The sequence below is a fragment of the Enterobacter cloacae complex sp. IR5403 genome (assembly GCF_049238705.1).
Lineage (GTDB): Bacteria > Pseudomonadota > Gammaproteobacteria > Enterobacterales > Enterobacteriaceae > Enterobacter > Enterobacter hormaechei_C.
The window spans coordinates 14,149-36,197 of sequence record NZ_JBMKHP010000015.1; the positions used below are offsets into that span (position 1 = coordinate 14,149).

18 protein-coding genes are annotated in these 22,049 nt (G+C 56.3%); 11 read left to right on the top strand and 7 right to left on the bottom strand.

Translation table 11 applies throughout. From position 1 onward, the window contains the following. Positions 1 to 61: 61 nt before the first annotated feature. From accC to ACOTW6_RS17710, 6 genes are all read right to left on the bottom strand, one after another. Positions 62 to 1,411 (bottom strand): acetyl-CoA carboxylase biotin carboxylase subunit, encoded by a 1,350-nt coding sequence (gene accC / locus ACOTW6_RS17685; protein WP_003860388.1) that lies wholly within the window; start codon positions 1,409 to 1,411, stop codon positions 62 to 64. Between the two features lie 10 nt (positions 1,412 to 1,421). Next, positions 1,422 to 1,886 carry an acetyl-CoA carboxylase biotin carboxyl carrier protein gene (gene accB / locus ACOTW6_RS17690; RefSeq protein WP_003860389.1) on the bottom strand — a complete coding sequence of 155 codons (465 nt, stop codon included), beginning with the start codon at positions 1,884 to 1,886 and terminating at the stop codon, positions 1,422 to 1,424. 21 nt (positions 1,887 to 1,907) lie between these two features. Beyond that, positions 1,908 to 2,360: a type II 3-dehydroquinate dehydratase gene (gene aroQ / locus ACOTW6_RS17695; RefSeq protein ID WP_003860391.1), complete on the bottom strand. Its 453-nt coding sequence runs from the start codon at positions 2,358 to 2,360 to the stop codon at positions 1,908 to 1,910. Positions 2,361 to 2,594: 234 nt separating this feature from the next. Beyond that, positions 2,595 to 3,194, bottom strand: coding sequence for a protein-methionine-sulfoxide reductase heme-binding subunit MsrQ (msrQ, locus tag ACOTW6_RS17700; protein ID WP_003860393.1), 600 nt, complete (start codon positions 3,192 to 3,194; stop codon positions 2,595 to 2,597). Further along, entirely contained in the window at positions 3,195 to 4,196 is a 1,002-nt protein-coding gene (gene msrP / locus ACOTW6_RS17705; RefSeq protein WP_062933437.1) for a protein-methionine-sulfoxide reductase catalytic subunit MsrP, read from the bottom strand. A 77-nt stretch (positions 4,197 to 4,273) separates the two neighbouring features. Then, a complete protein-coding gene (locus ACOTW6_RS17710; RefSeq protein WP_213789283.1) occupies positions 4,274 to 5,248 on the bottom strand; it encodes an MDR family oxidoreductase in 975 nt (324 codons plus the stop codon). Between the two features lie 184 nt (positions 5,249 to 5,432). On the opposite strand from ACOTW6_RS17710, the gene csrD reads away from it, so the two are divergent. From csrD to tldD, 8 genes are all read left to right on the top strand, one after another. Further along, a complete protein-coding gene (csrD, locus tag ACOTW6_RS17715; RefSeq protein ID WP_062933435.1) occupies positions 5,433 to 7,373 on the top strand; it encodes an RNase E specificity factor CsrD in 1,941 nt (646 codons plus the stop codon). Positions 7,374 to 7,655: 282 nt separating this feature from the next. Then, positions 7,656 to 8,699: a rod shape-determining protein MreB gene (gene mreB, locus ACOTW6_RS17720; RefSeq protein WP_000913396.1), complete on the top strand. Its 1,044-nt coding sequence runs from the start codon at positions 7,656 to 7,658 to the stop codon at positions 8,697 to 8,699. 62 nt (positions 8,700 to 8,761) lie between these two features. Beyond that, positions 8,762 to 9,778 (top strand): rod shape-determining protein MreC, encoded by a 1,017-nt coding sequence (mreC, locus tag ACOTW6_RS17725; RefSeq protein WP_003860400.1) that lies wholly within the window; start codon positions 8,762 to 8,764, stop codon positions 9,776 to 9,778. After that, positions 9,778 to 10,266, top strand: coding sequence for a rod shape-determining protein MreD (mreD, locus tag ACOTW6_RS17730; protein WP_003860402.1), 489 nt, complete (start codon positions 9,778 to 9,780; stop codon positions 10,264 to 10,266). Before mreC ends, mreD begins: the two co-directional genes overlap by 1 nt. A gap of 9 nt (positions 10,267 to 10,275) precedes the next feature. Beyond that, entirely contained in the window at positions 10,276 to 10,869 is a 594-nt protein-coding gene (locus ACOTW6_RS17735; protein WP_040118162.1) for a Maf family protein, read from the top strand. Next, positions 10,859 to 12,328, top strand: a complete 1,470-nt coding sequence (rng, locus tag ACOTW6_RS17740; RefSeq protein WP_003860405.1) for a ribonuclease G — start codon at positions 10,859 to 10,861, stop codon at positions 12,326 to 12,328. Before ACOTW6_RS17735 ends, rng begins: the two co-directional genes overlap by 11 nt. A gap of 42 nt (positions 12,329 to 12,370) precedes the next feature. Next, positions 12,371 to 16,171: an AsmA2 domain-containing protein YhdP gene (gene yhdP, locus ACOTW6_RS17745; protein WP_062933434.1), complete on the top strand. Its 3,801-nt coding sequence runs from the start codon at positions 12,371 to 12,373 to the stop codon at positions 16,169 to 16,171. 84 nt (positions 16,172 to 16,255) lie between these two features. Beyond that, positions 16,256 to 17,701: a metalloprotease TldD gene (tldD, locus tag ACOTW6_RS17750; protein WP_045340029.1), complete on the top strand. Its 1,446-nt coding sequence runs from the start codon at positions 16,256 to 16,258 to the stop codon at positions 17,699 to 17,701. Positions 17,702 to 17,749: 48 nt separating this feature from the next. On the opposite strand, the gene aaeR is transcribed toward tldD, so the two are convergent. Then, a complete protein-coding gene (aaeR, locus tag ACOTW6_RS17755; RefSeq protein ID WP_003860415.1) occupies positions 17,750 to 18,676 on the bottom strand; it encodes an HTH-type transcriptional activator AaeR in 927 nt (308 codons plus the stop codon). A gap of 179 nt (positions 18,677 to 18,855) precedes the next feature. Here aaeR and aaeX point away from each other — a divergent pair, with 179 nt between their 5' ends. The 3 genes from aaeX to aaeB are packed head-to-tail and all read left to right on the top strand — an operon-like array spanning position 18,856 to position 21,972. After that, on the top strand, positions 18,856 to 19,059 hold the full coding sequence (aaeX, locus tag ACOTW6_RS17760; protein WP_003860416.1) for a p-hydroxybenzoic acid efflux pump operon protein AaeX: 204 nt from the start codon (positions 18,856 to 18,858) through the stop codon (positions 19,057 to 19,059). A gap of 7 nt (positions 19,060 to 19,066) precedes the next feature. Next, positions 19,067 to 19,999 (top strand): p-hydroxybenzoic acid efflux pump subunit AaeA, encoded by a 933-nt coding sequence (gene aaeA / locus ACOTW6_RS17765; RefSeq protein WP_062933449.1) that lies wholly within the window; start codon positions 19,067 to 19,069, stop codon positions 19,997 to 19,999. A 5-nt stretch (positions 20,000 to 20,004) separates the two neighbouring features. Continuing rightward, complete coding sequence (aaeB, locus tag ACOTW6_RS17770) at positions 20,005 to 21,972, top strand: p-hydroxybenzoic acid efflux pump subunit AaeB (protein WP_213789282.1); 1,968 nt, start codon at positions 20,005 to 20,007, stop codon at positions 21,970 to 21,972. The last annotated feature ends 77 nt before the right edge of the window (positions 21,973 to 22,049 follow it).

Below are 22,049 nucleotides of genomic sequence, written 5' to 3' on the forward strand. Positions count from 1 at the left end.
CTTAGCGATCCCCAGAAATAAAAAAGGCCGGATAATCCGGCCTTTTAGCAACACTGGTCTCTTACTTCTCGTTCAGACCGAGTTTTTTCTCCAGGTAGTGGATGTTAGTGCCACCATTCTGGAAGTGCTCGTCGCTCATAATGCGCATCTGGAGATCAACGTTGGTTTTGATCCCGTCGATGATCAGCTCCTGAAGGGCGTTCTTCATGCGGGCAATGGCCACGTCACGGTTTTCGCCGTAGCAGATCAGCTTACCGATCATTGAGTCATAGTACGGCGGTACGGTGTAACCGGCGTAGATATGGGACTCCCAGCGCACACCAAAGCCACCCGGCGCGTGGAAACGCGTGATTTTACCCGGGCTTGGCAGGAAGGTGTTCGGGTCTTCGGCGTTGATACGGCACTCTACCGCATGGCCTTTAACCACAACTTCTTCCTGTTTGATGGACAGCGGCTGACCGGCAGCGATACGCAGCTGTTCTTTGATCAGGTCAACGCCGGTGATCATTTCAGTGACCGGGTGTTCAACCTGAATACGGGTGTTCATCTCAATGAAGTAGAACTCGCCGTTTTCGAACAGGAACTCAAAGGTACCCGCCCCGCGATAGCCGATATCGACACACGCTTTGGCGCAACGCTCACCGATGTAGCGACGCAGTTCCGGCGTAATGCCCGGCGCTGGCGCTTCTTCGACGACTTTCTGGTGACGACGCTGCATGGAGCAGTCACGTTCTGCCAGATAGATCGCGTTACCCTGACCGTCAGCCAGCACCTGAATTTCGATGTGGCGTGGGTTTTCCAGGTATTTTTCCATGTACACCATGTCATTGCTGAAAGCCGCTTTCGCTTCCGCTTTGGTCATGGAGATGGACTGTGCCAGCTCAGCATCGCTGCGTACAACGCGCATACCGCGACCGCCGCCGCCGCCGGACGCTTTGATGATCACCGGGTAGCCAATGCGTTTAGCATGGGCGCGGTTAGCATCCATATCGTCGGTCAGCGGGCCGTCAGAGCCCGGTACGGTTGGCACGCCAGCTTTTTTCATCGCGGTGATGGCAGACACTTTGTCACCCATCAGGCGAATGGTATCGGCTTTCGGGCCAATGAAGATAAAGCCAGAGCGTTCAACCTGCTCAGCAAAGTTGGCGTTCTCAGAGAGGAAACCATAACCCGGGTGAATCGCGACCGCGCCAGTGATTTCGGCGGCGCTAATGATCGCCGGGATGTTCAGATAGCTTTTTACGGACGGAGCCGGACCGATACAGACCGTCTCATCCGCCAGCAATACGTGTTTTAAATCGCGATCCGCGCTTGAGTGCACGGCCACGGTCTTGATGCCCAGTTCTTTACAGGCACGAAGAATACGCAGTGCAATCTCGCCACGGTTGGCGATAACAATTTTATCCAGCATGTTCGCCTCGTTACTCGATGACGACCAGCGGCTCGTCAAATTCTACCGGCTGACCACTTTCGACCAGGATCGCTTTCACAGTACCTGATTTGTCTGCTTCGATCTGGTTCATCATTTTCATGGCTTCAACGATGCACAGGGTATCGCCTACGTTGACTTTCTGACCCACTTCGATGAACGCCTTCGCGTCCGGGCTCGGGGTGCGGTAGAAAGTACCAACCATTGGGGAACGTACGATGTGACCACTGATTTCTGTTGCAGCCGCAGGTGCCGCTTCTGCTGCCGCTGGCGCAACGGCTGCGGAGAGCGCAGGCTGCTGCACTGGCGCAGCGTAAGCTTGCTGCATTACCGGGAAGCTAGCGGCTGGGGCTGCACGGCTGATGCGTACAGACTCTTCGCCTTCAGAAATTTCCAGTTCGGAGATGCCTGATTCTTCAACCAGCTCGATCAGTTTTTTAATCTTACGAATATCCATGAGTGGGTTCCGTACTCTTGTTTAGTGTGATTGTGACAAGCGTTTTACCGCTGTCTGTAAAGCGTATGAATAGCCGTCTGCACCCAGCCCACAAATCACGCCAGCGGCGATATCTGACAGGTAGGAATGGTGGCGGAACGGCTCTCGGGCGTGCACGTTACTCAGGTGGATCTCGATAAACGGGATACTCACCGCGAGCAGTGCGTCGCGTATAGCAACACTGGTGTGCGTAAACGCGGCCGGATTGATCAGGATATAGTCCACAGTGTCTTTAGCCTGATGAATACGGTCGATGATTGCGTACTCCGCGTTTGACTGAAAATGGTCCAAATCCACATTCAGCGACGCTGCTTCCGTACTCAGACGGTTAACAATTTCGCTCAATGTCAGCGTGCCGTACTTCTCTGGCTCGCGGGTGCCGAGCATGTTCAGGTTCGGTCCGTTTAAAACTAAAATTTGGAATTTATCAGCCATTGTGCCGCTATCTCCTGCGATTTTCGGGTAAAAAACAACATATACCCTCAAAGCGCAATTGTCACCCTTTCAGAGGCCTAAAACCCCTGTCCGGAAAACCGAAGTCGCACATTATAACGATTTCGTAGCATTTGGCAGCTAAATACTGGTCTTATCAGGGAAGATTATCAACCGCTATCCGAAAAAGATTCGCGGTTGATAAATAATCTGCGGGAAAACGCACAGTTTCGTGAACTATCGCAACCACTGGCGGAACTTCTTGTAACGCCACGCTAAAAGGGCCAGGGCCAGCAGGGCGTAGATGACCGGCTGAGGGGATAAAATCTTCACCGACCACAGGTAATGAATGGGGGCGAGGATCGCGACAAGATAGACGAAGTTATGCAGCAGTTGCCAGCGTCGACCCAGTTTTCGCTGCGCATACTGCGTGGATGTCAGCGTCAGCGCCAGTAAAACCAGCCAGCTTACGATACCCAGCGTCAGATAGGGACGCGTCACCAGTTCGCTGCCAAGGAGTGCCAGGTTGTTAATGCCCAGTTCCAGCAGGGCGTAGCTGGTGAGATGCAGCGTCGCCCAGGCAAAACACCATAGCCCTAAAAGCCGACGGGTACGTATCAATAATGGCTGTTTAGCGTAGCGCGCCAGCGGTGAGACGAGCAAGGTCGCCAGCAAAAATTTCAGAGCCATCCGACCCGTAAAATGCTGAATATCTTTCGCCGGATCGGCACTGAACTGTCCCTGGCTGGCTGCCCAGAAGAGCCAGATAAAGGGGAGCAATCCGGCTAAATGCAGGAGTACCTTCAGCCAGGTTATCTGCTTTGCCGTTAAACGCACTTAGAAGTTCTCCCGTAAGTTCAGACCACGGTAGAGGGATGCCACCTCATCCGCATAGCCGTTAAACAGCAGCGTTGGCTGGCGTTTAACATCCAGCGCGCCGCCGGAACCGATAAAACGTTCCGTTGCCTGCGACCAGCGCGGATGGTCAACGTGCGGGTTAACGTTGGCAAAAAAACCATACTCGTCAGGCGCTGCCAGGTTCCAGGTGGTGGGGGGGCGTTCACGGGTGAGCGTAATGCTGACGATCGATTTGATACCCTTGAAACCGTATTTCCACGGTACGGTCAGGCGAATGGGCGCCCCGTTTTGCGGCGGCAGCGCTTTGCCATAAACCCCGACGGTGAGCAGCGTAAGCGGATGCATGGCTTCGTCGAGACGTAAACCTTCAACGTAGGGATACTCCAGCCCGCCGCCGATAAACCGATCCTTCTGGCCTGGCATCTCGTCCGGGGCATAGCGCGTCTGGAAGGAAACATACTTCGCGTTGCTGGTGGGCTCAACCAGCGCCAGCAGTTTGTGCAAAGGGAAACCTACCCACGGCACCACCATCGACCAGGCTTCCACACAGCGCATACGGTAAATGCGTTCTTCAAGGGGGAAGCGGGTTGTGAGGTCATGATGATCCAGCGTCAGCGGTTTTGCCACCTCGCCATCTATCTTCAGCGTCCAGGGATCGGTTTTCATGCTCCCGGCGTTGGCGGCAGGATCGGCCTTATCAAGTCCAAACTCATAGAAGTTGTTATAGCCGGTGACTTTGTCTTCCGGCGTTAGCGTCAGTTTATTCTGCCACTGCGCCGGTTTCGTGAAGTTAAGCGGTGCGCCGGAGGGGGCTTTCGGGCGATCGTTGCCCTTAAACCAGTCGAGCAGATCGGCATGAGCCGCAGGGGTGAGCGTCAGGGCGGTGGCGCTGATGCCAAGCATTTTCAGGATCTGGCGGCGCTGTAGCATAAAGACAGATTCAGACGTTACGTCGGCTTCCGTCAGTTTTCGGGTTTTCATGGCATCCTCCGTCAGGCGTTTTTCTAAGCATGACGGAGGAGGAGGGTTAGCGCGAATATGTCACGAAAATTTGAAGATTAGGCGATTTTAACCAGCGCACGACCGTGGAACTGGTTGTCCATGATTTTACTGGCGAACTCTGGCGCCTGGCTCAGGGTAATCTCCGTGGCGCTCTGCTCATAGAATGAGGCTGGCAGATCCTGCACCAGACGTTCCCAGGCCTCAGCCCGCCGCTCGGCTGGGGCCATGACCGAATCGACACCCTGAAGACGCACGTTACGCAGAATAAATGGCATCACCGTTGTCGGCAGGGCAAAACCACCCGCCAGTCCACAGGCCGCCACGCAGCCGCCGTAATTCATTTGCGCCAGCACCTTCGCCAGCACTTTGTCGCCGACGGTATCTACTGCGCCAGCCCAGACCTGTTTTTCCAGCGGGCGGGTCTCGGTAAATTCGTCGCGGCTCAGAATGCGGCTTGCGCCCAGCTGACGTAGGTACTCATGCGTACTTTCGCGGCCAGAGACGGCGGCGACCTGATACCCCAGCTTGTGCAGCAGCGTGACGGCCGTGCTGCCCACGCCGCCGCTGGCGCCGGTGACGACAATTTCGCCCGACTCAGGACGGATCCCGGCCTCTTCCAGCGCCATCACGCACAGCATGGCGGTGAAACCTGCCGTGCCGATGATCATCGCCTTACGACCGTCCAGGCCTTTCGGCATCGGGACCAGCCAGTCACCTTTTACGCGCGCCTGTGCTGCCAGTCCGCCCCAGTGGTTTTCACCTACGCCCCAGCCGGTGAGCAGCACCTGCTGTCCGGCGTGAAAACGCGGATCTTCACTGGTATGCACGCGGCCTGCAAAGTCGATTCCTGGCACCATCGGGAAATTTCGGATGATTTTACCTTTTCCCGTAATCGCCAGTGCATCCTTATAGTTCAGGCTGGACCAGTCGATATCTACGGTCACGTCGCCCTCCGGCAGGCGGCTCTCCTCAATGGCTTGCACCGAGGCAACGGTTTTGCCGTCCTGCTGTTCTAAGATCAAAGCCTGCATACAGGGTCCTCACTAGGTTTGATGATGGGAAAATATGTTCTGATGACTATACTCGCTCAATGAAACGCAGTGCCGATTTAACGCAATAAATTGCCAGATACACCAGGTTTGGTAGTATGTCGCATTTGAAATGCAAGTTAGTGCTCACTTGCACCCCCCTTCAACCCACGGAGTAATCTCAAGGATGCGATTAACGACGAAGTTCTCAGCTTTTATTACCTTGCTGACGGGGCTGACCATATTTGTCACGCTAATCGGCTGCTCGCTGAGCTTTTACAATGCCATCCAGGATAAGCTGGTTAACCGGGTTGAATCGGTTGCATCGGTTATCGACACTCGCCTGATTACAACCTCCTTCCCGGCGCTTTCGCGTGAGCTGGATGAGTTAATGGTGCCTGTGGATATAGTGCAGATCGACATTAAACAGGGGAAGCAGACCGTTTTCAGCCATACCCGCCAGGGCAGCTATCGTCCTGCCGGCACGGTAGATCAGTATCGGGACGTTACGGTTCATTCGCTTAAACATCCGGGTATGACAATTCATCTGATGTACCAGGATCCGATGAGCAACTATTTACGCTCGCTCATGACCACCGCGCCCTTAACTATCGCCGTTGCCTTTATCGTACTGCTGATTTTCCTCGCGGTTCGCTGGCAGCGTCGTCAACTTTCCGGCCAGGAACTGCTGGAAACACGCTCCGTGCGGATACTGAATGGCGAGAGGGGTCCGCAGGTGCGGGGATCGGTTTATGAATGGCCATCACGCACCAGTAGCGCCCTGGACGTGCTGCTCTCCGAAATCCAGTTTGCCAGCGATCAGCGTAGCCGTATGGACACGTTAATTCGCTCTTACGCCGCGCAGGATAACAAAACGGGCCTGAACAACCGTCTCTTCTTTGATAATCAGCTGGCTACGCTTCTTGATGACCCCGAAAAGGTGGGTACGCATGGCGTGGTAATGATGATTCGCCTGCCCGACTTCGATCTGCTCCGTGATACCTGGGGCCAGCGCGTGGCGGAAGAGAACCTCTTCACGCTGATTAACCTGCTGTCCACCTTTATTATGCGCTACCCCGGCGCGTTACTGGCACGCTACCACCGCAGCGACTTTGCCGTCTTGCTGCCGCATCGCACCTTAAAGGAGTCCGAGAGTATCGCCAGCCAGCTGCTGAAAGCCGTCGATGCGCTGCCCCAGAGCAAAATGCTCGACAGAGACGACATGGTGCATATGGGCATCTGTGCCTGGCGCGGCGGTCAGTCAACGGAGCAGGTGATGGAACATGCGGAAGCGGCCACGCGTAACGCCGTATTGCAGGGGGCGAACGGCTGGGCGGTCTATGATGATACGCTGCCGGAGAAAGGGCGTGGCAACGTGCGCTGGCGAACCCTGATTGAACAGATGCTGAGCCGGGGCGGGCCGCGCATCTATCAAAAACCGGCGGTCATGAAGAGTGGTCATGTCCATCATCGTGAGTTGATGTGCCGTATTTTTGATGGCACCGAAGAGGTTATCTCCGCGGAATATCTGCCCATGGTGTTGCAATTCGGATTGTCCGAAGAGTATGACCGTCAGCAAATCACCCGCCTCATTCCGTTTTTATCGTACTGGCCTGAAGAAAATCTGGCTTTGCAGGTGACCGTCGAATCGCTGATCCGTCCGCGCTTCCAGCGCTGGTTACGTGACACGTTAATGCAATGCGAAAAATCGCAACGCAAACGCATTATTTTTGAACTTGCAGAGGCAGATGTAGGTCAACACATCAGCCGGTTGCGCCCTGTGGTGCGTTTAATCAATGCGCTAGGGGCTCGTGTGGCGGTAACCCAGGCGGGTCTGACGCTGGTGAGCACCAGCTGGATCAAAGAGCTGGATGTTGAATTATTGAAGCTGCATCCGGGTCTGGTAAGGAATATTGAAAAACGCACCGAAAACCAGCTGCTGGTACAAAGCCTGGTGGAAGCGTGCAAAGGAACGCAAACGCAAGTATTTGCCGCAGGCGTACGTTCACGAAGTGAATGGCAGATGTTGACAGAGCGCGGCGTGACGGGCGGTCAGGGGGATTTTTTTGCCGCCTCTCAGCCGCTTGACACCAATGTGAAAAAATATTTGCAAAGATACTCTGTTTGACCTGCCGTTTACTTTGTTTTCACGTAGAATATCGCGCCTGTAGCTTTGAGTAAGACGAGCATAAAAGCCAGTGAACGACCTTTAATGGGTTACAAGTGAAAGTGAGGGACGCTGCTGTTTACTCAGCCCTGAGGGATTCAGGGGATGAATTTGTAACAAAGGAAACGTGCTGCACTAATTTTCACCGTAGCAGACGATTTTTGCGCCTTGTCGCTGCTGCGTGTGGTTGGTAAAGTAAGCGGATTTTGTTTTCCGCCCCAGCTTTCAGGATTATCCCTTAGTATGTTGAAAAAATTTCGTGGCATGTTTTCCAATGACCTGTCCATTGACCTGGGTACCGCGAATACCCTTATTTATGTAAAAGGACAAGGCATCGTATTGAATGAGCCTTCCGTTGTGGCCATTCGTCAGGATCGTGCCGGCTCGCCAAAAAGCGTGGCCGCAGTAGGTCATGATGCGAAGCAGATGCTGGGCCGTACGCCGGGCAACATCGCCGCGATCCGCCCAATGAAAGACGGCGTTATTGCTGACTTCTTCGTGACCGAAAAAATGCTTCAGCACTTCATCAAGCAGGTTCACAGCAACAGCTTCATGCGCCCAAGTCCGCGCGTGCTGGTGTGTGTGCCGGTTGGCGCAACCCAGGTTGAACGCCGTGCGATCCGTGAATCCGCTCAGGGTGCCGGTGCGCGTGAAGTATTCCTGATTGAAGAACCGATGGCTGCGGCAATTGGTGCGGGTCTGCCGGTTTCTGAAGCTACCGGTTCTATGGTGGTGGATATCGGTGGCGGTACCACTGAAGTGGCCGTTATCTCCCTGAACGGCGTGGTCTACTCCTCTTCCGTGCGTATCGGCGGTGACCGTTTCGACGAAGCCATCATCAACTACGTTCGTCGTAACTACGGCTCTCTGATCGGTGAAGCGACCGCAGAGCGCATCAAGCACGAAATCGGTTCTGCCTATCCGGGTGATGAAGTTCGCGAGATCGAAGTTCGTGGTCGTAACCTGGCGGAAGGCGTGCCACGCGGATTCACCCTGAACTCCAACGAAATCCTGGAAGCGTTGCAGGAGCCGCTGACCGGCATCGTGAGCGCGGTGATGGTTGCGCTGGAACAGTGCCCGCCAGAGCTGGCCTCCGATATCTCCGAGCGCGGTATGGTACTGACCGGTGGTGGTGCGCTGCTGCGTAACCTCGACCGCCTGTTAATGGAAGAGACAGGTATTCCTGTCGTAGTTGCAGAAGATCCACTGACTTGCGTCGCCCGTGGTGGTGGCAAGGCGCTGGAAATGATCGACATGCACGGCGGCGACTTGTTTAGCGAAGAGTAGTCGGGTGTGAGAGGGTAGCAATTTGCTACCCTTTCTCTCTGACGCGAGAATACGCATAGCCTATGAAGCCAATTTTTAGCCGTGGCCCGTCGCTACAGTTTCGCCTGATCCTGGCGGTTCTGGTTGCGCTCGGGGTCATTATTGCCGATAGCCGCCTCGGTACGTTCAGCCAGATCCGAACGTACATGGATACCGCCGTCAGTCCTTTCTACTTTATTTCAAATGGTCCCCGCGAACTGCTCGACTCCGTGTCGCAAACGCTCTCATCGCGTGACCAGCTCGAACTCGAAAACCGTGCGTTACGCCAGGAGCTGCTGCTGAAAAACAGCGAGCTGCTGATGCTGGGCCAATATAAGCAGGAAAACGCACGCCTGCGTGAACTGCTTGGCTCGCCGCTGCGCCAGGATGAACAGAAAATGGTCACCCAGGTGATCTCCACCGTAAACGATCCGTACAGCGATCAGGTGGTGATTGATAAAGGCAGCGTGAACGGCGTATACGAAGGTCAGCCTGTCATCAGCGATAAAGGCGTCGTGGGCCAGGTTGTGGCGGTTGCCAAACTGACCAGCCGCGTGCTGCTGATTTGCGATGCCACCCATGCACTGCCGATTCAGGTGCTGCGTAACGATATTCGCGTGATTGCCGCCGGTAATGGCTGCACGGACGATCTGCAACTGGAACATCTGCCCGCCAACACGGATATCCGCGTGGGCGACGTGCTGGTGACGTCCGGTCTGGGCGGTCGTTTCCCTGAGGGCTACCCGGTTGCGGTTGTCTCTTCCGTGAAGCTCGATACTCAGCGTGCCTACACCGTGATTCAGGCGCGTCCAACGGCCGGCTTGCAGCGTTTGCGCTACCTGCTGCTGCTGTGGGGCGCCGATCGTAACGGCGCTAACCCGATGACCCCGGAAGATGTGCATCGCGTGGCCAACGAACGCCTGATGCAGATGATGCCGCAGGTGCTGCCTGCGCCGGATGCGATGGGACCACCTGCACCCGTACCGGCTCCGGCGACGGGGTTAACGCAGCCGCTGCCGGATGCGCCGCCACCGCCGCAAGTCTCGGGTGGAGGGCAGTAGTGGCCAGTTATCGTAGCCAGGGGCGCTGGGTAATCTGGCTCTCATTCCTCGTTGCACTGTTGCTGCAAATTATGCCCTGGCCGGACGACATTCTTGTTTTCCGGCCAAACTGGGTATTGCTCATTTTGCTCTACTGGATCCTCGCCCTGCCGCACCGCGTAAATGTCGGCACAGGTTTTGTGATGGGTGCCATACTGGATCTTATCAGTGGCTCTACGCTTGGCGTCCGCGCCTTATCCATGAGCATTATTGCGTATCTCGTCGCACTCAAATTCCAGCTCTTTCGTAACCTTGCGCTCTGGCAACAGGCGCTGGTGGTGATGTTGTTGTCGCTCGCTGCGGATATCGTTGTTTTCTGGGCAGAGTTTTTAGTGATCAACGTCTCTTTCCGACCGGAAGTGTTCTGGAGTAGTGTAGTAAACGGTGTGCTCTGGCCGTGGCTGTTCCTGCTGATGCGTAAAATTCGCCAGCAGTTTGCCGTGCAATAAAAGGTTTCTATGACGTCTTTGTATCTTGCCTCCGGTTCTCCGCGTCGCCAGGAACTGCTCGCGCAGTTGGGTGTCTCCTTCGAACGCATCGTTACCGGTATCGAAGAAAAACGCGCTGAGGGTGAAAGCGCTCAGCAGTATGTCTCTCGTCTGGCGCGTGAAAAAGCGCAGGCGGGCGTGGCATGCGTGCCGCGTGACTTACCGGTGCTGGGTGCGGATACCATCGTCATTCTCAATGGTGAGGTGCTTGAGAAACCCCGCGACGCAGACCATGCGGCGCGGATGCTGCGTAGCATGTCCGGACAAACCCATCAGGTGATGACGGCGGTAGCGCTGGCAGACAGCCAGTACGTTCTGGATTGCCTTGTGGTTACGGAAGTGACGTTCAGAGTCCTCACCGACGAGGAGATCGCCGGCTATATCGCCAGCGGTGAACCTATGGATAAAGCAGGTGCATACGGTATTCAAGGGTTGGGTGGCTGTTTTGTCAGGAAGATAAATGGCAGCTATCACGCCGTAGTCGGCTTACCGCTGGTGGAAACGTATGAGTTGCTGAGCAATTTTAACTCACTGCGTGAGGGAAGGGATAATTATGACGGCTGAATTGTTGGTAAACGTAACGCCATCGGAAACCCGTGTGGCCTACATTGATGGTGGCATTCTTCAGGAAATTCATATTGAGCGTGAAGCGCGACGCGGAATCGTAGGCAATATCTACAAAGGTCGTGTCAGTCGTGTACTGCCGGGTATGCAGGCGGCTTTTGTAGATATTGGGCTCGATAAGGCGGCGTTTTTACATGCCTCCGATATCATGCCGCACACCGAATGCGTGGCAGGCGAAGAGCAAAAGCAGTTTGCCGTGCGCGACATTTCTGAGCTGGTGCGTCAGGGCCAGGATCTGATGGTGCAGGTGGTAAAAGATCCGCTGGGCACCAAAGGCGCGCGTCTGACCACCGACATCACCCTGCCTTCACGCTATCTGGTCTTTATGCCGGGGGCGTCGCACGTCGGCGTGTCACAGCGTATTGAGAGCGAAAGCGAGCGTGAGCGCCTGAAAAAGGTGGTCAGCGCCTACTGCGACGAGCAGGGCGGGTTTATTATCCGTACCGCGGCGGAAGGGATCAGCGAAGAAGATCTGGCCTCGGATGCGGCCTACCTGAAGCGCGTCTGGACCAAAGTGATGGAGCGTAAAAAACGCAACCAAACCCGCTACCGGTTGTACGGTGAGCTGGCGCTCGCTCAGCGCGTATTACGCGATTTCGCCGACGCCCAGCTTGACCGCATCCGCGTGGATTCCCGTCTGACGTACGAAGCCTTACTGGAGTTCACCGCCGAGTACATTCCGGAGATGCCGGGTCTGCTGGAGCATTACACCGGACGCCAGCCGATATTTGACCTCTATGACGTTGAAAACGAAATCCAGCGTGCGCTGGAGCGTAAGGTTGAGCTGAAATCAGGTGGCTATCTGATCATCGATCAAACCGAAGCGATGACCACCGTCGACATTAACACCGGCGCGTTCGTCGGCCATCGCAACCTCGATGACACCATCTTCAACACCAACATAGAAGCGACGCAGGCCATCGCGCGTCAGCTTCGTCTGCGTAATCTGGGCGGCATTATCATCATCGACTTTATCGATATGAACAATGAAGATCACCGCCGTCGCGTGCTGCACTCCCTGGAGCAGGCGCTGAGTAAAGATCGCGTGAAAACCAGCATCAATGGCTTCTCGCAGCTCGGTCTGGTGGAAATGACCCGGAAACGGACCCGCGAAAGCGTGGAACATGTCCTGTGTAATGAGTGTCCAACCTGCCATGGACGCGGAACGGTAAAGACGGTGGAGACGGTCTGCTACGAGATCATGCGTGAGATTGTCCGTGTCCATCATGCCTACGACTCAGACCGTTTTCTGGTCTATGCTTCCCCTGCGGTGGCGGAGGCCCTGAAAGGGGAAGAGTCGCACGCGCTGGCGGAAGTGGAAATCTTTGTCGGCAAACAGGTAAAAGTGCAAATTGAGCCGCTCTATAACCAGGAGCAGTTTGACGTCGTCATGATGTAAACGCAGTTCGCTGCGAGATTTAAGGCTGACAAGGAGAGACGCGTGAGGCGATTGCCGGGGATTTTACTGCTTACAGGGGCAACGCTGGTCGTGATTGTCGCGTTGCTCGTGAGCGGGCTGCGTCTCGCCTTGCCGCATCTGGACAGCTGGCGTCCGCAGATCCTGGCAAAAATCGAATCCGCCACCGGCCTGCCGGTGGACGTGAGCCATATCGAGGCAAGCTGGCAGAACTTTGGCCCGACGCTTGATGCGCGGGATATCCGCGCCAGCCTGAAAGATGGCGGCCACCTCAAAATCAAACGCGTCACCCTGGCGCTGGATGTCTGGCAAAGCCTGCTGCATCTGCGCTGGCAGTTTCGCGATCTCACCTTTTATCAACTTCAGCTGATGACTAACACGCCGCTGCAAAGCGGCGACAGCGATCGGGGGCTGGAAACCAGCCGTATCAACGATCTGTTCCTGCGGCAGTTCGATCATTTCGATCTGCGCGACAGCGAAGTGAGCTTTATTACCCTTTCCGGGCAGCGCGCTGAGCTGGCGATCCCACAGCTGACCTGGCTTAACGGGAAAGATCGCCACCGCGCCGAGGGGCAGGTGAATCTCTCCAGCCTGAACGGGCAGCACGGCGTGATGCAGGTGCGGATGGATCTGCGTGACGACAATGGCCTGCTGAACAACGGCAGGGTGTGGCTACAGGCGGACGACGTGGATGTGAAGCCGTGGCTCGGTGAGTGGCTACAGCAGAATATGCAGCTGGAGACCGCGCGCTTCAGCCTGGAAGGCTGGATGACCCTGACGAACGGGGCGTTCGCCAGCGGCGATATCTGGCTTAAGCAGGGGGGCGCGAGCTGGAAGGGGGAAAACCATCAGCATCAACTTTCCGTCGATAACCTCACCGCACACGTGACGCAGGATAAAGGCGGCTGGCAGTTCGCTATCCCGGATACGCGCATCTCCATGGATAACAAACCCTGGCCGCGCGGCGCGCTGACGCTGGCGTGGATGCCGGAACAGGACGTCGGCGGGATAAACGGTAAACGCAGCGACGAGCTGCGTATCCGCGCCAGTAACCTGGATCTGACGGCGATCGAAGGGCTGCGTTCAATGGCCGCAAAACTCTCCCCGGAGCTGGGCGAAATCTGGCTGGCGACGCAGCCGAGCGGGCAGATAAACCGGCTGGCGCTGGATATTCCGCTCCAGGCTACGGAAAAGACGCGTTTTCAGGCGGCATGGAAAAACCTCGCATGGAAACAGTGGAAACTGCTGCCGGGTGCCGAGCACTTCAGCGGTAAACTGGAAGGAAGCGTGGAAAACGGCAGGCTGACGGCAGAAATGCAGGACGCGAAAATGCCGTACGAAACGGTTTTCCGTGCGCCACTGGAGATCGAAAAGGGAAATGCCACCCTCAACTGGCTGAAGAATGACAAAGGTTTTCAGCTCGATGGCCGCGATATCGATGTGAAAGCCAAAGCGGTCCATGCGCGCGGTAATTTTCGTTATCTACAGCCTGAAGGCGATGAGCCGTGGCTGGGTATTCTGGCGGGCATCAGCACGGATGACGGTTCACAGGCGTGGCGCTATTTCCCGGAAAACCTGATGGGGAAAGCGCTGGTGGACTATCTCAGCGGCGCCATTCAGGGCGGCCAGGCGGATAACGCCACGCTGGTCTACGGCGGCAACCCGCACCTGTTCCCGTATAAGCACAACGAAGGCCAGTTCCAGGTTCTGGTGCCGCTACGCAACGCCACCTATGCCTTCCAGCCGGACTGGCCGGCGCTGAAGAATCTGGATATTGAACTCAACTTCCTGAATGACGGCCTGTGGATGAAGACGGACAACGTTGCGCTGGGCGGCATAACGGCAAGCAACCTGACGGCAAACATCCCGGATTACTCCAAAGAGAAACTGCTGATTGATGCGGATATTAAGGGGCCGGGCAAAGCGGTTGGCCCGTACTTTGAAGATACGCCGCTGAATGACTCCCTGGCAGCCACCCTTCAGCAGTTGCAATTAGATGGCGATGTGAATGCTCGCTTACATCTGGATATCCCGCTGGACGGTGAAATGACCACCGCCAAAGGCGACGTTCGCCTTAATAACAACAGCCTCTATATCAAGCCGCTGGACAGCACGCTGAACAACCTCAGCGGTCAGTTCAGCTTTGTTAACGGCACGCTGAAAAGTGAGCCGCTGAAAGCGACCTGGTTCAATCAACCCGTCAATATCGATTTCTCCACTACCGAGGGCGATAAAGCCTACCAGGTGGCGGTCAATATGGACGCGAACTGGCAGCCGTCACGCATGGATGTTCTGCCGAAGCCGATTGAGAATGCGGTGGACGGCGCGGTGTCATGGAATGGCAAGGTCGCCATCGACCTGCCTTATCATGCCGGTGCGCGCTATAACGTCGACATTACGGGCGATCTGAAAAACCTCAGCAGCCAGCTTCCCGCGCCGCTGAATAAGAAAAGCGGTGAAGCATTGCCCGTCAACGTTAAGGTTGCGGGCAACCTTAACAGCTTCGATTTAACCGGAAATGCTGGCGGCACAAACCACTTCAATAGCCGCTGGCTGCTTAACCGCAAGCTGACGCTGGACAGGGCGATCTGGACGACGGACAGCCGTACCACGCCGCCGCTGCCGGAGCAGGCGGGCGTTGAACTGAATCTCCCGCCGATGGATGGCGCAGAGTGGCTGGCACTGTTCCAGAAAGGTGTCGGGCAAAACGTCGACCAAACGGCGCAGTTCCCGCAGTCCATTACCTTGCGAACGCCTGCGCTGACGCTGGGCGGGCAGCAGTGGAACAACCTGAGTATTGTCTCCCGGCCGACGGTAAACGGCTCAAAGGTCGAAGCGCAGGGGCGTGAGATTAACGGTTCGTTGACGATGCGCGATAACGCCCCATGGCAGGCGGCTATCCGTTATCTCTATTACAACCCGACCTTTGCGGCATCTCACGCTCAGTCGACAAGCGCTTCTCCGTTAAGCGAGGCCACGCGCGTGGATTTCAGCGGCTGGCCCGATCTCCAGCTACGCTGTGCGGAGTGCTGGCTGTGGGGGCAAAAATATGGCCGTATCGACGGTGATTTTGCTATTCAGGGCAATACGCTGAACCTCTCTGGTGGGCTGGTGGATACCGGCTTTGGCCGCATGACTGCCGCGGGCGAATGGGTGAACAAACCGGGTGAACAGCGCACCTCGCTGAAGGGCGATATTAAAGGCAACAAGCTGGACGCCGCGGCTAACTTCTTCGGCATTAGCACCCCGCTGCGCGGATCGTCCTTCGATGTGAATTACGATCTGCACTGGCGCGCTGCGCCATGGACACCCGATGAAGCTTCGCTTAACGGCATCCTGAAAACCAACTTCGGTAAGGGTGAGATTGCCGATGTGAGCACGGGGCGCGCCGGGCAGATCCTGCGTCTGCTGAGTTTTGACGCGCTGCTGCGCAAGCTGCGCTTCGACTTTAGCGACACCTTCAGCGAAGGTTTCTACTACGATTCCATTCGCAGCACGGCGTGGATCAAAGACGGCGTTCTGCACACCGACGACACGCTGGTGGACGGCCTGGAAGCGGATATCGCGATGAAAGGGTCAGTGGATCTCGTGCGCCGCGAGCTGGATATGGAAGCCGTGGTGGCGCCGGAGATTTCCGCAAGCGTGGGCGTTGCGGCAGCCTTTGTGGTTAACCCGATTGTTGGTGCGGCGGTGTTTGCGGCCAGTAAAGTGCTGGGGCCGCTCTGGAGCAAAGTCTCGATTCTGCGCTATCGCATTACCGGGCCGGTTGATAAACCACAGATTAATGAGGTGCTGCGCCAGCCGCGCAAAGAAGCACAGCAATGATTTGACGTGGGCAGGTAATTGCCTCACTCTCAATAAATACGATCTTTATACCGCCACTGGCGGCAACGAACGAGTAGCAATACGATGAGTCTGAACCTGGTAAGTGAACATTTGCTCGCAGCGAACGGCCTGAGCCATCAGGACCTGTTCTCCATTCTTGGTCAACTGACCGAACGCCGCCTCGACTACGGCGATCTCTATTTCCAGTCGAGCTATCACGAATCCTGGGTTTTAGAAGACAGCATCATTAAAGATGGCTCTTATAACATTGACCAGGGCGTCGGCGTGCGCGCCGTCAGCGGCGAAAAAACCGGTTTTGCCTATGCAGACCAGATAAGCCTGGCCGCGCTGGAGCAGAGCGCGCAGGCGGCGCGAACCATTGTGCGTGATACGGGCGACGGACGGGTGAAAACGCTGGGTGAAGTGCAGCACGCTGCGCTCTATACCAGCATCGACCCGCTGCAAAGCATGAGCCGCGAAGAGAAGCTGGACATCCTGCGTCGCGTGGACAAAGTGGCTCGCGCGGCGGATAAACGCGTGCAGGAAGTCTCTGCCAGCCTGACCGGGGTTTATGAACTGATTCTGGTGGCGGCGACGGACGGTACGCTGGCCGCTGACGTTCGTCCGCTGGTGCGTCTTTCCATCAGCGTTCAGGTTGAAGACGACGGCAAGCGCGAGCGCGGCTCAAGCGGTGGCGGCGGTCGTTTTGGCTATGACTGGTTCCTGGGCGATGTTGACGGCGAAGCCCGCGCAGATGCATGGGCAAAAGAAGCCGTGCGCATGGCGCTGGTTAATCTGTCTGCCGTGGCTGCACCCGCCGGTACGTTGCCGGTGGTACTGGGCGCAGGCTGGCCGGGCGTGCTGCTGCACGAAGCGGTCGGTCACGGCCTGGAAGGTGATTTCAACCGTCGCGGGACGTCCGTATTCAGCGGTCAGATGGGGCAGCTTGTCTCCTCCGAACTGTGTACCGTGGTGGATGATGGCACCATGCTCGACCGTCGCGGCTCGATTTCTGTCGACGATGAAGGTACGCCGGGTCAGTACAACGTGCTGATCGAAAACGGCGTACTGAAAGGCTACATGCAGGACAAGCTTAACGCGCGGCTGATGGGCGTTGCGCCGACGGGTAACGGCCGTCGCGAATCCTACGCGCACCTGCCGATGCCGCGCATGACCAACACCTACATGCTGCCGGGTAAATCCACGCCGCAGGAGATTATCGAATCCGTTGATTACGGGATCTTCGCGCCAAACTTTGGTGGCGGTCAGGTGGATATCACCTCCGGCAAATTTGTCTTCTCTACCTCAGAGGCGTATCTGATTGAGAAGGGCAAAGTGACCAAAGCGGTGAAGGGCGCAACCCTGATTGGCTCCGGCATTGAGGCCATGCAGCAGATCTCCATGGTCGGTAACGACCTTAAGCTGGATAACGGCGTGGGCGTTTGCGGCAAAGAGGGCCAGAGCCTGCCTGTGGGCGTCGGTCAGCCTACGCTGAAAGTGGATAATCTGACGGTGGGCGGCACGGCGTAAATTTTCCCCGCACCCTAACCCTCTCCCCAACGGGGAGAGGGGAAAAGCCTACTCTTTCCTTCTGCCTCGCATCCCCTGAAACAGCTCCGCCACTTCCACAAAATAGTCCGTCAGATAGTTAATACAGACCTGCACCTTCAGCGGCAGCTTGTCCTTTTCGGTATAGAGCGCGTACACAGGGCGCGGATCGGACTGGTAGCGCGGGAAGAGGATCTCCAGCACGCCGCTGTTGATCTCGTTGATCACCCACATCAGCGGTACGTAGGCGATCCCGGCCCCGGCCACCAGCCAGCGTGAGATAGTCATCGGATCGTTGGTCACGAAGCGGCCTTCAGGCAGCAGTTTAGTGGAAAGCCCTTCCGGCGCGATCAGTTCAAATTCGTTATCTGGCCGAACGCTGTATTCCAGCCACGAGTGGTTGCTCAGGTCGGCAGGTTTTTCCGGCACGCCATACTGTGCCAGATAGCTTTTCGACGCGCAGACCACCATCGGCATGCTGCCCAGTCGACGCGAGAACAGGCTTGAGTCCTGCAACGCGCCAACGCGGATCACCACGTCTAACCCATCGGCAATCAGGTCCGGTGCCGGAATGCCCGTTACCAGATTAACGGTTAAACCGGGGTACTCTTTCAGCATTTCCGCCGTCATGGCAGCGAGAACATTTTGTGCCATAGTTGAAGAACACCCGATACGCAGCGTGCCGATAGGCGTGTTGTTAAAGGCATAGAGCTGCTCGTGAACGTCCTGCACCTCATGCAGCATTCGACGGCAGCCCTGATAGTAAATTTTACCCGCTTCCGTCAGCCCAATGCTGCGGGTGCTGCGGTTGAGCAGCTTCACCTGAAGCTCATCTTCCAGTTTTGACACTGTCTGGCTAATGGATGAGACGCTCATTTGTAGCTGACGTGCTGCGGCGGTAAAAGAGCCTTGCTCAACCACTTTCGCAAAGACGGACATGCGTTTTAGACGTTCCATTATTCACTCTGGCTTAAAAGTGATTTAGATCACATATGATAGATAACAGCATAACAGTTACGTTAATATATTATTAATTACATAACGGCTGCGCCACTCTCGCCCGGCAATTCTTGCTCTCCTGCGGCGGCGCGAGCTTAAAAATCCAGTAACCTGCACTCTCTTTAATCAAGGTCAACATGAGTCTGTTTCCCGTTATCGTGGTGTTCGGTTTGTCGTTCCCACCGATATTTTTCGAGCTTCTTTTATCACTGGCGATCTTCTGGCTGGTGCGCAAGGTGCTGGTCCCTACCGGGATTTATGATTTCGTCTGGCATCCTGCATTGTTCAATACCGCGCTGTATTGCTGCCTGTTCTATTTAATATCGCGCATGTTTGTCTGAGGTTGATGTGAAAACGCTAACAAGAAAAATCTCCCGCACTGCCATCACTATGGCGCTGGTCATCCTGGCGTTCATCGCTATTTTTCGCGCCTGGGTTTATTACACCGAATCCCCGTGGACGCGCGATGCGCGTTTCAGCGCGGAGGTGGTCGCGATAGCGCCCGATGTCGCCGGTCTCATTACGGCGGTCAACGTCCACGATAACCAACTGGTGAAAAAAGATCAGGTACTGTTCACCATCGACCAGCCGCGCTATCAAAAAGCGCTGGAAGAAGCGGAAGCCGACGTAGCGTATTACAACGCGCTGGCCGCTGAAAAACGCCGTGAAGCAGGACGCCGTAACAAGCTGGGCATCCAGGCTATGTCCCGGGAAGAGATTGACCAGTCCAATAACGTGCTGCAAACCGTGCTGCATCAGCTGGCAAAAGCGCAGGCGACGCGCGATCTGGCGAAGCTCGATCTGGAACGTACCGTTATCCGCGCCCCGTCCGATGGCTGGGTGACCAACCTCAACGTCTATGCGGGTGAGTTTATCACGCGCGGCTCTACTGCCGTGGCGCTGGTGAAACAGAACTCTTTCTACGTCCTCGCCTATATGGAAGAGACCAAGCTGGAAGGCGTGCGTCCGGGCTATCGCGCCGAAATCACGCCGCTCGGCAGCAACCGGGTCCTGAAGGGAACCGTGGACAGCGTGGCCGCGGGGGTGACCAACTCCAGCAGTACCAATGATTCAAAAGGGATGGCGACCGTCGATTCTAACCTCGAGTGGGTACGCCTGGCGCAGCGCGTACCGGTACGCATTCGTCTGGATGAGCAGCAGAGCAACCTCTGGCCCGCAGGCACCACGGCGACGGTGGTGATCACGGGTGAAAAAGACCGCGATGCCAGCCAGGATTCTATCTTCCGTCAAATCGCCCATCGCCTGCGCGAGTTTGGTTGATCGCTATGGGCATTTTTTCCATCGCCAGCCAGCACATCCGCTTCGCCGTGAAGCTGGCATGCGCCATTGTGCTGGCGCTGTTTGTTGGCTTCCATTTCCAGCTTGAAACGCCGCGCTGGGCCGTTCTGACCGCCGCGATCGTCGCCGCCGGTCCAGCCTTCGCGGCGGGTGGCGAACCTTACTCCGGGGCAATTCGCTATCGCGGGATGCTGCGTATTATCGGCACCTTTATCGGCTGTATCGCCGCTCTGACCATTATCATCCTGATGATCCGTACGCCGCTGCTGATGCTGATTGTGTGCTGTATCTGGGCGGGTTTTTGCACCTGGGTCTCTTCGCTGGTGAAGGTGGAGAACTCGTACGCCTGGGGCCTGGCGGGATATACCGCGCTGATTATTATCATCACCATTCAGAGTGAACCGCTGCTTGCTCCGCAGTTCGCCGTCGAACGTTGTAGCGAGATTGTCATTGGTATCGTCTGCGCGATTGTCGCAGATCTGCTCTTCTCTCCGCGATCCATCAAGCAGGAAGTCGATCGTGAGCTGGACGCGCTGATTGTTGCCCAGTACCAGCTCATGCAACTGTGCATTAAGCACGGCGACAGCGAAGAGGTCGACAAGGCCTGGAGCGCGCTGGTGCGCCGCACGCAGGCGCTGGAAGGGATGCGCAGTAATCTCAACATGGAGTCTTCCCGCTGGGAGCGGGCCAATCGTCGTCTGAAAGCGATCAATACCGTCTCGTTAACGCTGATCACCCAGGCGTGTGAAACCTACCTGATTCAGAACACCCGCCCCGAAGTGGTAACGGATACTTTCCGCGAACTGTTTGATGAGCCCGTGGAGACGGTGCAGGACGTGCATCGACAGCTTAAACGCATGCGTCGTGTGATTGCCTGGACAGGAGAACGGGATACGCCAGTCACCATTTATACCTGGGTTGGCGCCGCAACGCGCTACCTGCTCCTGAAACGCGGCGTGATTAGCAACACCAAAATCAGTGCGGCGGAAGAAGAGGTGTTACAGGGCGAAGTGGTGATCAAACCGGAGTCCGCCGAGCGCCACCATGCGATGGTTAATTTCTGGCGTACCACCCTGGCTTGTATACTCGGCACGCTGTTCTGGCTGTGGACCGGCTGGACGTCCGGCAGCGGCGCGATGGTGATGATTGCCGTCGTCACCGCGCTGGCGATGCGTCTGCCTAACCCGCGCATGGTCGCTATCGATTTTCTGTACGGCACCATTGCGGCGTTACCCATTGGCGCGCTCTACTTCCTGGTGATTATCCCCTCGACGCAGCAAAGCATGCTTTTGCTCTGCATCAGCCTGGCGGTGATGGCGTTCTTTATCGGGATTGAGGTACAAAAACGCCGTCTGGGATCGTTAGGCGCGCTGGCGAGCACGATTAACATCATCGTGCTGGATAACCCGATGACCTTCCATTTCAGCCAGTTCCTGGATAGCGCATTAGGTCAGCTGGTGGGCTGTTTCCTGGCGATGATGGTGATCCTGCTGGTGCGGGATAACTCTCAGGCGCGGACAGGGCGCGTGCTGCTGAATCAGTTTGTGTCGGCCGCCGTATCGTCCTTGACCACCAACACCGCGCGGCGCAAGGAGAACCACCTGCCGGCGCTCTATCAGCAGCTGTTCCTGTTGCTGAATAAATTCCCGGGCGATGTCGCCCGCTTCCGCCTGGCGTTAATCATGATTATCGCGCACCAGCGTCTGCGGAACGCGCCAGTGCCGATCAACGATGATTTGTCCGCCTTCCACCGCCAGCTACGGCGAACGGCGGACCATGTGATATCGGCATCCAGTGATGACAAACGTCGCCGCTACTTTAAGCAACTGCTGGAGGAACTGGATATCTATCAGGAGAAACTGCGGATCTGGGAAGCGCCGCCGCAGGTTACCGAGCCGGTAGAGCGGCTGGTGTTTATGCTGCACCGCTACCAGAATGCGCTGACAGACAGCTAATGAAGAGAAAACCGACGCCAAAAGCGTCGGTTTTTTTGTGGCTATACTTATTCTTGCAGGTTCAAACATTCAGGAAG